Here is an 11,857-nt window from a genome sequence, read left to right as displayed (position 1 = left end):
TTAAATGGCCTGCGGCAAGAAATTCCTGCCGCAGTGCCGCCCTGAATTGGTCCCCGCTGACGCTTCGGCCCTCCAAACACGAAGCGTCAATCGATGTGTTGCGCACAACAATAATATATTTGACGGAGATACGACTGAGAGATTGAATAGTCGCGGCTTGATGTAGACCAATCGTCAACCTCGATACCGGTGGACTCGTGAGTAGAAGGTGGGAAGTTTGATGTAGGTTCATTTTGAGGTAGAAGTCAGAGCAACGGATATCATGTCAAACCATTCTCCTCCCGTGACCAAGGCTCAATTGGATAAAGCAGAACGTGAGCATTTAGAGAGCATTGTTACTGAACTTCGAGACACAGTAGAGTCAGACATCCAATATCAGCTTGAACACGGGTTTGAACTGAATAATAGGGATGGTGGTGGTGAGCTGTCTGGAGATGCTAAGGATAAGCGCAAATCACTTGTAAAGGCTGTCGAGCGAGAGGAGGATGATGGCGTCTGGAAAAAAAAGTTTGAGCGATATGTAATGGGGGTAGGATATACGATAATAAACCGTCTAACTGCAATTCGGTGTATGGAAGTACGGGGATTTATTCATCGACCGGTAACACAGTTTGGGGATTCAGGTACAACGCCCGCTGCGGAGAAACTTGAAAATGAGAAGTATCTAGGTCCTGATGAGGCGAAAGTACAAGCATATATCAACGTTTGCAAGGACTTAGCAGACGAAATTGAGATTTTGTTTGACACGGATTCTCCTTACAGCATCATTGATCCTGATGTCGACACCTTCGAGAAAGTTTGTCGGAAGCTTGATGAAGTACCTGAAGAGGTCTGGCGTGCTGATGATGTTCTTGGTTGGATCTATGAATATTACAATTCCTCCAAACTAGAGGAACTGCGCCGAAAAGGCGACTATCAGGGATTGGACCCAGATGATGTCCCTGCAGCTAATCAATTCTATACTCCTCATTGGGTTGTAAGGATGCTAACTGACAACAGTCTTTCTAAAATGTATCTAGAGTCGAGAGGGGATTTGATATCAACAATCAAAAGTCAGGAGGCGTTGTCGCCTGATGAGCGAAAAAAACGCAACCCATCAATATCGAAGTCTCCCTCCCTTGCAGATTTCAGTACATATCTGGTTCCAACAGAAGAACCAGAGTCTACACCTAAGATTAGATCGCCTGAGGATCTCCGTGTTATTGATCCCGCTTGTGGAAGTGGTCACTTCCTACTTTATGCATTTGACATACTTGAGCGAATCTGGCGTGAAGAGTATCCTGATCTTGACCGTGCAGCAATACCAGAAAAAATACTTAGACACAATCTCTTCGGGGTTGATTTGGATTTACGTGCATGCCAGCTAGCTACATTTAATTTGTATCTCAAAGCTCGTAGCCGAGCAGAAGAAGGAGGGTTAGATGAATTTCAGATGCCTAGTGTTGGAATAGTCTGCGCTGACGCTAATATTGCGAATATTGAGTCTGCACCCGAAGTCTTTGATGAAATTGCCGGTGACCAACCGGACGTCCGTGAAGCTCTGGAAGAAATCTTAGATGCATTTGAAGAGGTGCATGGACTTGGTTCGCTACTTGATGTTAGGGGTACGCTGGAAGAAGAATTCACAATGGAGGAACAGCCAACAATTACGGAGTCAATCAATGGACCTGGAAGTCTTACAAAATTCTTAGAAAATCTTCATTCAAACGTAGCTAAACGCCGAGACGATGACTCGTTCATTGCAAGAGATCTAAAGAGCTTTCTCCGAACGCTGGTCATCCTATCCCAAGATTACGATGTTGCCCTAATGAATCCTCCTTACGGATCAGGGAACCGAATGCCAGATGCTGTCCACAAGTACGTGGAAGAGCATTACAAATACAAACCAGAATTCTATATCAATTTCTTTGAGGTATGCGACAATATCGTGAAAGAGAATGGTCGGATTGGAATGATTGTCCCCCGAACATTCATGTTCAAACGGACATTTGAGGATTTCCGTGAAGATTTCATTGGAGATCGGGGTTCCTTTGATTTCCTTGCGGAGTATGGCATCGGCGTGCTTGATAAGGCCACAGTTCGGACCGCTGGAACAGTTGTCAGAACAAAACAAACTCAAGATGCTTCGGCTGATTTCTATAGACTCCATGACGTGAACAAAGGAAATAAGGAGTCAAAATTCCTTGAATCCGCGTTCTCAAATCCTGTCGATAATTCGGGAATTCAACGTAGATATCGCCGAGATATCAAAGAATTCTCGATGGTTCCCGGTGCTCCCTTATCTTATTGGGTACCCGAGGAAATCCGGTCAATATATGAATTAAACTCGTCATTTGACGCTAGTAACGCACAAACAGATCGAGAAAGTTTAGGGGTAGTCAAGCAGGGATTGGCAACAGCCAACAATGCTCGTTACCTCCGACAATTCTGGGAAACCTCGGAGGATGGTTGGGTTCCGTTTGCAAAAGGTGGTAGTGATGCTTGGATACTTCCTCGGGTCACCCGAATGGTGTGGTGGGGCGAAAATGGTAGAGATGTAAAGAGATATGACGGGTCATATCCACGAAGTGAAGAATATTACTTTAAAAATGCATTAACATATACTAATATAAAAGAGGGTGGGAAACGGTTCGGATATCTTCATGAATCCTCTATATTTGGGACTGCTGGCCAAGCGTTTTTACCGGATAGAGCGATTTGGGAAGCCTTAGCATATTCAAATAGTAACTTGGCCACCTATCTAATGCTCACTCTTACCACGGGGCGTCACTGGCAAGTAGGGGAGGTCTCGAAAATGCCGTGGGATAAGGAACTTGAACAAGTTGATCGTCTGGGTGAGCTAGCCCAGGAAGTCCTTGGTCTGTTATTAAGCCTTCGTGAGTACGATTTTATCTCTCCATACTATACTGGACCATTATTACTCAATTTGTTGGGCCAAGAAGAACCATTGTATGCCAAACACCATCCTCATCGAGAGTTAAAAAATGAAATGTCCATTACTAATCCAGAACTTAATGACAGGGACAAAACCATTTCTGAGTTGGGGATTTCTGCAGCAAAGTACGAATCAAAAATCAAGAAGAAGATTCATGAAAAGGCGTCCCAAATTGATGAAATCTTGTTTGAGCACTTCGAAATAAATGAAGAACGCAGAGATGAAATCCTCAGAGAAATAGCAATTAGGACAAATGAAGATCCAAGAGAGGTACCCAGCTATAATCCAGATGCGATAACAGAACCTGGTGAGGATTTTGAAGAGTTAATAAAGGATCTATTGTTACATATCACACTCAAAATCGTTCGTGAGGACGATGACGGTATAGTCCCCCTCGGAGATCGGGAAATCTCTGAGGACCCACTTATTACTCGTATTGAAGAAGAGTTTGTTCAAATATTTGGAGAGGGAGCTGAGGACAGACTTGCAGAAATTGATCAAATATTGGGTGACAAACAACCTGACGCAGGAGCCTATCCGAATGTCGGGAATTGGCTAATAAATGACCTTTTCGATTATCACCTTAGAAGATTCAATAACCGTCCAATTCTGTGGCGGCTTACAACTGAACGACTTGTCTCGGATCCAGCGGTCGAAGGCTTTGGCTGTCTTATTGATTATCACCAGCTTGACTCAGGCATTTTTGACAGGATCGAGTCAAGATATCTCGAACCCCTAAAAACAGAATACCGCAAACAAAGAAATGTCGCTGATCAGCGGCGGACTGACAGCAATCTAACGACGACAGAACAGGCAGAAGCCGCAGAAAGTTATGAGCAGTATGAGAGTGCACTTGCCCAAATAAACGAGTTTCAGGAGGCCGCTCTTGAATTAGGTTCTTCCCATCTTCCAGGACGGAGTGAGGACATTGCATCAGTGGCAGCTAAGTTGAAGCCACAAGTTGTAAAATTCCGAAAAAGAACCGCTAATCGGCTTGAAACGCTTGATGAACTTGTCAAGCAGATGGATCCTGACGAATTTGAAGACCATTTCAGCCCAACATTCCTCGAACGAGTAAACGAGAACAGAGAGGAATGGCTTGATGCACTTAGAGATCTAGAAACCGCGTGTGAAGCTTACAGCCAAGGTCAAGAGCCACCCGTCGAAGCTCATCTCTATGATCTTTTCCCTTATTTCGATGATCTAGTTGGTTCAACTCACTACGGAAGCAATGGGATCTTCTTCATAAACTATTATTTCAGCAAGGGAGAGAAATTCCTTGACGCTGGTGAGCCCCGTGAGGGTCTTGAAGGTCAAGCTCGCCTTTTGGCAGAACTAGCCGCTGAGACCAACAAGGATGTCGAATTAGGGGAAGAAATCAAAGAGGGATGTAATGAGATCTCAAAGGCACTACCGTCGGATTGGGAGGAACGGGCCTCTCAAGAGGTGCTATCCTCGGGGTATTCGCCAATCAAAAAACACGGAGTCATGATCAATATTCAACCGTTCGCAGAACATCGACTCGTTCCTGAAGTTGTTGAAGATAAAGTTCTGTAGTGAATTGAGACGATAGCAACTCCCCATACGTACAACACTGCTCGGCAACAACCCAGGGAACGATTTAAAACCGCACTACCAAAATATACTGATTAGATGAGAGCTGCCATATTTACGGAAGGCTCGACGACGACAAGCGAGTCTACGAATTCGTACTCTGACTACTTTGAGGGGTCTTTCCTATCTGTGAACACTCTCGCAGACGAGCTCTCAGACTATTGTGACACTGAGATTCACGTCCTATCCGAAATCTATGGCTATGTTGAGGGAGAAAACGCGGTGGAGTCAAAACCGACTGTTGATCAAACTAAGTCCACAGAACAATTTGAGGACTCTCTACTTTCTCAGGTTGGTGAACTCGATGTGATCGTTCTTCTCTTTACTACAGATGTGTTCAAGCAGATAATCACTCCAAACTGGAAGACAATAGTAGAGCAAGCGAAACCGGACTCGATATGGTGCATTGGAACCTCCCGCAGTGCTTTGAATTCAGTCGACCTCGAATCGTTGGAGAGCCAGCATCCCGTTCTCGTCTACCAACGTCGGGGTGTTGCACGCGTCGGAACAGAAACCCGAGAGGAACTGATAGACCATGTCCGTGCTCGATTAAATGACTAGGGACTTCGAATCCGGTGACCGCATCAGACTCAACGGTGACCCAGCAGAAGTCATCCGTACCTACGAAGTCGGGAATCTTCCCTACCTTCGTGTCTACGTTGAGGGTGGCGGTGCGAAAACGGTCTGTCTCGACCACGTCTCCACCGAACCACGCAGTGATGCACTCGATACCCTCGACGATCAGGTGACAGACCTCCACCCCCGACACGAAGCAGTCTCGTCGGAGTGGTTTGACCTCCGAACCGAGGCGCTCCAGCTCAAAATGGCCCACGAGCAGGGGCAGCTCCTGAGCATCTCGAACTCGCTCGTCCGCCTCGAACCATACCAGCTCGCCTGCGTGAATCAGGTGATGCAGAAGCTCCGCCAGCGAGCACTCATCGCCGACGACGTCGGTCTCGGGAAGACCATCGAGGCAGGCCTCATCCTCAAAGAACTCGAAGCCCGCAATCGAGCTAACAGCGTCCTCTTCCTCGTTCCCGCACACCTCCAGAAAAAGTGGATTCGGGATATGGAGCGCTTCTTCGACATCGACCTCACGGTTGCGGACCGCCAGTGGGTCGACGCCGAGCGTCGACGACTCGGCGAGGAGGCGAACATCTGGGACCAGGAGGGCCAGCGTCTAGTCACCAGCATGGCGTTCCTCCGTCAAGACGAGTTCCAGTCCGAGATCGAGAACGCCTTCTGGGACGTCGCCGTCATCGACGAAGCGCACAAGGCCAGCAAGCGGGGCGAGTCTCCCAGCAAGACCTCGCTTATGGCCGAGCGCGTCGCCAATCACTGTGAATCCCTACTGTTGCTAAGTGCGACACCGCACGACGGTAAGGGAGAGGCGTTCCGATCCCTTATCAGCTACATCGATCCATTCCTCGTCGCCGAGGACCAGGACCTCACTCGGGAGACGGTGAACCGCGTCATGATCCGGCGCGGAAAGGAGACCATCTACGACGATAACGGGGAGCGCATCTTCCCCGAACGAGATGTCCAAACGGCCACCGTCTCGATGTCTCCTGCAGAGGAGCAACTGTACGAGCGCGTAACTGAGTACGTCCGTGAGGTCTACAACAGATCTGATCAACTGAACGAGCCCGCCGTCGGATTCGCGATGGCGCTCATGCAAAAGCGGCTTGTAAGCAGCGTAGGCGCGATTCGAGAGACACTCCGACGACGCCTTCACGGGCTGCTTGAACCCGACGAGCGGGGCCTCTCGACCGATGCGACGGCCTACCTCGAAGGCGAGGATTTGGAGGACTCTGACCGTGAACAGGCGGAGCAGGAACTCGAACGTCTCACGGTCGCCCAGGGTGATGAGGCGCTCCAGAAGGAGATCGACACGCTGCAGGAACTCGTCGCCATGGCTGAGGACCTCCCAGTCGACACCAAAGCCCGGAAGGTCAAACGCTACATCGAACAGCTCTTCGAGGAGCATCCGGACGAGAAGCTCATTCTGTTCACTGAGTACCGCGATACGTTAGACTATCTCCTCGATCTCTTCGCCGACGAACCGTGGGCAGACGAGATTCTGACCATCCACGGAGATGTGAGCAAAGACGAGCGAACCCGCATTGAGGACGAATTCAACTACGGGAAGTCGCGACTACTGATGGCGACCGATGCGGCCAGCGAGGGGATCGACCTCCAGCACAGCTGCCACATCATGATCAACTACGAACTCCCGTGGAATCCGAACCGCCTCGAACAGCGGATTGGTCGAATCCATCGCTACGGCCAGGACAAGGAGGTAAAGGTGTGGAACTTCCAGTTCGATGGCACTCGGGAATCCGAGATTTTCGAGCTCCTCCAAGACAAGGTCGAGGAGATTAGATCGAAAGTTGGTGCGACGGCAGATGTCCTCGGGATGCTGGACGACGTCAATATCGACTCTCTCTTGATGAAATCCGTCCAGAACCAGGAACCAGCCTCAGCCACCAAAGAGGAACTCGAGGAGCTGATGGAAGAGCGTGAACAGACGCTCCTTGAGTGGTACGAACGAAGTCTCATCGATTGCAGTACGTTCGACGCTGAGAGTCGACAGGAGATTCAGTCGATCGTCGACGACTCGGAGGACGTCTTCGGAAGTGAACAGGAGATCCGGGAGTTCTTCACCCGAGCGATCGAGGCGTTCGAGGGGTCAGTCGAGAAACGTGGAAACCAGTTGTACGAGGCAGAAGTCCCACCAGAAGTAACTGACAGCGGTCAGCCTGAGACGATGGGCCCATTCACCTTCAGTCGAGATTTCGCCATCGATCACGACGGAATCGAGTACCTCTCCCCGGATGCGGACGTTCTGCAGGCCCTCCGTGATTTGGTTCTCCAGCACGGGCAACACGCAGGGAAGGCCGGAATGAAGCTGCTGCCGTTTGTGGACCAGCCCGGCATCACATTCGTCTACAAAGTCGCCTTCGAAGATGCAACCGGCAAGACGATTCGTGAGCAACTCATTCCCGTCTACGTCGACCTCGCTGGACTCGACGCCCAGCGTTCACTCGGTGAGCGAGTCCTCGATGCAGATACGATTCACGCTCGTCCGGATGAGAGTACGGTCTCTCGGCTACTCAAGCAACGAGGTGACCTCGAGGACGCCGCCGAGAGGTACATCAGTAGTATGGTCGCCGACATCCGCGAAGATCTGCTCGAAACCCGTCAGCAGGACGTTCAGAAAGAACTCTCTGACTTGGAAGCCTATGAGCAAGCAGAACGAGATCGGATACAGTCGTTCATCGATTCGTACGAACAAAAAGCCACAACAGGGTCGGATATGCGCATCGCGATTCGGAACCAGAAACAACGTCTTGAGCAGTTAGAAACCCGGATCGAGTCCCGAAAGGCAGAGCTACGGAAGCGAGAGCAGGTCATCTCCCTTGCGCCAGATATTGAGGCGTACTGTCTGACTCTTCCCGTATAGGTGAGAATGACGGTTGAGTGGCTCCGATTCCTTTTTCGAATGGAAAACCAAGTTCAATTACCAGGAGCCCCTGACATCTATGTCTTCGGCGTCAAGCACTCTGATTTCACGTTAGTCGATTCGATCCCCGACATCCTGCCAGCGGACGTCAGTGCGGTATCTCATGAACGCACTCGTCAAGAGATGGCATTAGTACGAGAGGCGTTCTCGACTAGTTCGTTCAGACATCGGATTTCACTCCTCAAATGCAGTCCGGAGCTCTGACCCTGGAGAGCCAAAGATCTCGTCGAATTCGTCTGGCTGCGTCTCCGCAAACGTTTGGAGGTCCTCTTTTGATGTAATTCCGTATTCAAGAGCGAGATAATCTTTGGTCGCTGCACCGATGTGAGGTAGTTGCGCGAGATCATCCTCGTATTCCAGCTGATGGTTCTCTAACCACTCGTGAGCTTGTGTGAGCGCATCAGCAGGCGTTAGTTCATCTTCTGGTCCGGCCTCGATTGAGTAGCCCTTTCGATACCAAGCGGTTCGGCCGGCGTCTGGGGCGTTACACGAGACAGTCGTAGTCTCGTCTGGTGCAGGACTAATCGTAAGATTGAATCGTCCTGCAGAGACCCACCGGATGCGGTTCGACGATGACTCCACAAGTTCCCATCCTGTGAATGAGTCGCCGGGAGTGAGATCTGCAAGCGGTCCTGTGTCTCCGAACGAACTGCCGGTTGAGAACCCATCGAGATGGTTCGTCGCGATACTGGAGACGACATCGCTGTCGACACCGGTCTCTTTGGCGATGTCCATTGGGTCTGCTGTTCCGAGAAAGTCCTCCACCGTGGTGTAGTCCGCATCGGCAAAGGCGACGAGTCGCTCGCGGTTCATGAGGCTCTCGTGATGGAGTCGATCGTCAATACCAGTTTCTGTAAGATGATGGAGATAGTCGCGGGCGGCCGAGTCAGCAAATCGGACGTGCCCTGTCTCTATCGTTCTCTGTTTGAGTGCGTCAATGAGCGTCGAGAGCGAATACGATGTCGTGAAGAGGGCATTCCACTCCTCTTCGTCGTCATCGAACAGCTCGAGATCGGTTCCCGGTTTGAAGTAAGGAGGCCGTTGCGTGTCCGCAAATTTGAGCAGCGAAATGAGCGTCATTCTCAGTAATACCTGACAAACTCTTGGATAAATAGATACATGTTGCTCGTAGAATTCGCAGGCCCTGCGCAGAGAAAGGATATTATTCTGCCCTTTCACTCTCTATTCAAGGGATAATCAATGCCGTTTCTGGCGCTACATCGAGGTGAGGAAGTAATTCCAAATCAGGTTCAGCGAGAAGATCCGCTTGAATGTCCGAAATGCGGCGATGCGTTGAAAATTCGCCGATCCCATCACCGGTCAGGGTCGTTCGTGGCGCGGCATTTCTACCACGCTACCGAGGAAGAGGCGGACTGTGGGGGCGAATCACCTCCACATCTGCGGATGAAGTCGATCGCGTACTCGAAGCTCACAACGGAGTATCCAGAAGCGACAATTGGGTTAGAACAACCGCTCGGAGATCGCCGAGCAGATATCCTCGTTAAGTTCTCATCCCCCCAGTTTCCCGAGGGTCGGGGCATCGGCGTTGAGGTTCAGCATCGTCACGAAGACAAGGACATTGAGGCAGTCACCGAGGAATACCTCGCTCAGGAATACAGCATCCTATGGCTAGATCGGGACGACTTCTCTGGCTTTGACGTCGACCTCTCCGGTATCCTTACAGTCTGGCCACATAGCGTCCAACACGACTTCTCAGACGGCTATCATGGAATCATTCACTGGCTCCGCCAACCCAAACCGGCGAATCCCTCGGTTGAGGTCGTGTTCCCGGAGGAGTATCTAGCTGATATCAGTGATCTTCTTCGTCGCTCGTGGGAGTATGGGAAGTTCGAGTATGGTGGAAAGTCAGACTGGAGTGATCTGGGATTCTGGTGGTTGAGTGCATCATATGACCCGTTCCAGAAATGGGTCAAGCTTGTCGAGACGCCGGACGGTCGTACAATGCTCCAGTTGGGGAAACAGGTGCGCGGGACAGAGCATGTTCTCGCACCGGTTCAGACAAATCATGGACGAAACCGTGGAAAAGTCCATAGCTTGGCGTACGAGGTCGAATCGGCCGAGGTCACGTCTAGTGGATGGCAGGACGTTAAGAAGGTCTGGCTTGAGAGCGGTCTCCAGAATACGTCCGTGCTGTTGAAGCTCGTTGGGACGCCGAGTGGGGATCTGGCGCTGTCGCTGGGAAAATTCAGGCACCACAGTGACACGAAGGAGTTCATCACGGTTTCGACCGAACACGAGCACAACCTGAAGGAGAGTCTCCACGAACTCGCGAATCTACTCGGCTGAGATGTACTTGAGATTAGAGACTAGGTGATCTTCGACCGCGACTTTTGTTTAAGTAGGTGGGGTTAAGAGTCAATAACATGGACGAACACGATTTTAAGATGGATGAGAGCGATTTGGAGGTCGGTCCTGCGCCGACGGAACCCGAAGCCTCGATGATTACTGACGACTACCAGATTCGGCTTGCAGACGGTTGGACAGAGGAGTCCTTTGAGCGCGGGACGTATGGGTCGAAGGACACGCCCGGCGTCGAAGCACGGTTCGCTGCGGCCGAGAACACCGAGATTCATATTGATCCCGTGGAGTATGAAGTGATCGGCCGTCGACGACGTATCCAAGGCCTCGAAGCCGACTTCGAGTCGCGCCTACACAGCGATGACGTCGCCGCTGAAGCTAACGAGGCAGGTGGACGAGTCTACGAGCCCTGTCTGTTCGCGGTTCGTGCGTACTACGCGCCAATCAGCTCCCCAGAAATCTCGACGTACACGCTCACGACCGACGCAGACGACGCTATTGCAGCAGCCTGCTGGCTCTCGCATGCGACCGACCCAATGAGTCTCGGGCAGGCGATTGAGCGGGTAATGCAGGCACAATCTGGCGGCGACCCCGACCACTACGGCATCGACTATCCGACTGACGAGGAACGCGTCGAGGACGTACTTGTTGCGGATCCGAATCGGTGTTTCTACTCTGGGAAAACAACCCGGAGCCATCTGCTTCGTCTTCCGTTCCGATACGCACCACTTCTTGAGGGTTACCCGGAGAACGCCGAGGCGTTGCCCGCAGTTCCACCACGAGCCGCCGGGTTTGAGGTGGCAGTTTCACACACCGAGTGGAGTGAACGGTCGCTCTCAGAGGAGTCGCTCGAAGCACCGATGAAACGAGTAAAGGGCGGAGTTTACCAGCTACCAAGCCATGTCGCAAAACAGGCCGACGGGTTCCCAGTTGAGGCGATCGGATTCTCGCAGCGGTAGCTCCATAACTCCATCCAGTTGATTGGAATCGGCGGCCGATGCTCAGGCGAGAACAACGTTCACGACCTTACAGTCTGGTTATCTCCTCCGTAGTCAAGGTACAGCACTCGGTTCATACCGTCCGGAGCGCTTCCTTCATGTATGGGCCTCGAAGAGACGATTGATTACCTCGCAGAGGAATTTGACCTCGAGCGAAATGATCACGTCCGAGAGGTCGGTCAGTCGGTTGTAGAGCTCTACGACTGATCAAAACAGTTCTCTGGGCTCTGTAGTTTCGGTACACGGCTGCTGATTTCACGGATATCGGACGCATCGGCGGAGGTTGTAGACGGTAGCTTTGAGCAACATTTCACGGAACTCCAGCCACCAGCTCCGCGCACGCTCGGCACAGCCGTGCGTGCGCTTGATTTTTGAGATCAAAGATGGCCAGCTGAGGACCCCTATCGAATACTGGGCGCGGCCATCAGTATCCAGATCAATGGAATCAGTTCGGATAGCCCGATATTA

At 51.2% G+C, this 11,857-nt stretch carries 6 protein-coding genes and 1 pseudogene; 5 read left to right on the top strand and 2 right to left on the bottom strand.

All coding sequences use genetic code 11. The annotated features are described in order from the left end of the window. The first annotated feature begins 262 nt into the window (after nucleotides 1-262). The 3 genes from pglX (at nucleotide 263) to NATTI_RS0124785 (ending at nucleotide 8,012) form a co-directional block, all read left to right on the top strand. Complete coding sequence (gene pglX, locus NATTI_RS26335; protein ID WP_152423986.1) at nucleotides 263-4,492, top strand: BREX-5 system adenine-specific DNA-methyltransferase PglX; 4,230 nt, start codon at nucleotides 263-265, stop codon at nucleotides 4,490-4,492. A 96-nt stretch (nucleotides 4,493-4,588) separates the two neighbouring features. After that, a complete protein-coding gene (locus NATTI_RS26330; RefSeq protein WP_019992262.1) occupies nucleotides 4,589-5,110 on the top strand; it encodes a hypothetical protein in 522 nt (173 codons plus the stop codon). Continuing rightward, the gene (locus NATTI_RS0124785) at nucleotides 5,103-8,012 is read left to right on the top strand and encodes a helicase-related protein (protein WP_006093023.1); all 2,910 of its coding nucleotides are present in this window, start codon (nucleotides 5,103-5,105) and stop codon (nucleotides 8,010-8,012) included. The genes NATTI_RS26330 and NATTI_RS0124785 overlap by 8 nt, the downstream gene beginning before the upstream one ends. A gap of 234 nt (nucleotides 8,013-8,246) precedes the next feature. Here the strand turns inward: NATTI_RS0124785 and NATTI_RS0124780 are convergent, their stop codons facing one another. Continuing rightward, entirely contained in the window at nucleotides 8,247-9,152 is a 906-nt protein-coding gene (locus tag NATTI_RS0124780; RefSeq protein WP_006093024.1) for a hypothetical protein, read from the bottom strand. Nucleotides 9,153-9,272: 120 nt separating this feature from the next. On the opposite strand from NATTI_RS0124780, the gene NATTI_RS0124770 reads away from it, so the two are divergent. Both NATTI_RS0124770 and NATTI_RS0124765 read left to right on the top strand, forming a co-directional pair. Next, complete coding sequence (locus NATTI_RS0124770; RefSeq protein WP_152423987.1) at nucleotides 9,273-10,379, top strand: competence protein CoiA family protein; 1,107 nt, start codon at nucleotides 9,273-9,275, stop codon at nucleotides 10,377-10,379. A gap of 77 nt (nucleotides 10,380-10,456) precedes the next feature. Beyond that, a complete protein-coding gene (locus tag NATTI_RS0124765; protein ID WP_241434439.1) occupies nucleotides 10,457-11,350 on the top strand; it encodes a hypothetical protein in 894 nt (297 codons plus the stop codon). 294 nt (nucleotides 11,351-11,644) lie between these two features. Here NATTI_RS0124765 and NATTI_RS25915 read toward each other — a convergent pair. Next, nucleotides 11,645-11,773, bottom strand: a pseudogene (locus NATTI_RS25915) (IS5/IS1182 family transposase); the annotation flags it as partial. Between the last annotated feature and the right edge of the window lie 84 nt (nucleotides 11,774-11,857).

The sequence above is a fragment of the Natronorubrum tibetense GA33 genome, from assembly GCF_000383975.1.
GTDB lineage: Archaea > Halobacteriota > Halobacteria > Halobacteriales > Natrialbaceae > Natronorubrum > Natronorubrum tibetense.
This window is presented reverse-complemented; position numbering and strand designations above follow the sequence as displayed.

Excerpts from the sequence above, each read along its gene's own strand:
- pglX (WP_152423986.1), top strand. The coding sequence starts at position 263 with ATGTCAAACCATTCTCCTCCCGTGACCAAGGCTCAATTGGATAAAGCA.
- NATTI_RS26330 (WP_019992262.1), top strand. The coding sequence starts at position 4,589 with ATGAGAGCTGCCATATTTACGGAAGGCTCGACGACGACAAGCGAGTCT.
- NATTI_RS0124785 (WP_006093023.1), top strand. The coding sequence starts at position 5,103 with ATGACTAGGGACTTCGAATCCGGTGACCGCATCAGACTCAACGGTGAC.
- NATTI_RS0124780 (WP_006093024.1), bottom strand. The coding sequence starts at position 9,152 with ATGACGCTCATTTCGCTGCTCAAATTTGCGGACACGCAACGGCCTCCT.
- NATTI_RS0124770 (WP_152423987.1), top strand. The coding sequence starts at position 9,273 with ATGCCGTTTCTGGCGCTACATCGAGGTGAGGAAGTAATTCCAAATCAG.
- NATTI_RS0124765 (WP_241434439.1), top strand. The coding sequence starts at position 10,457 with ATGGACGAACACGATTTTAAGATGGATGAGAGCGATTTGGAGGTCGGT.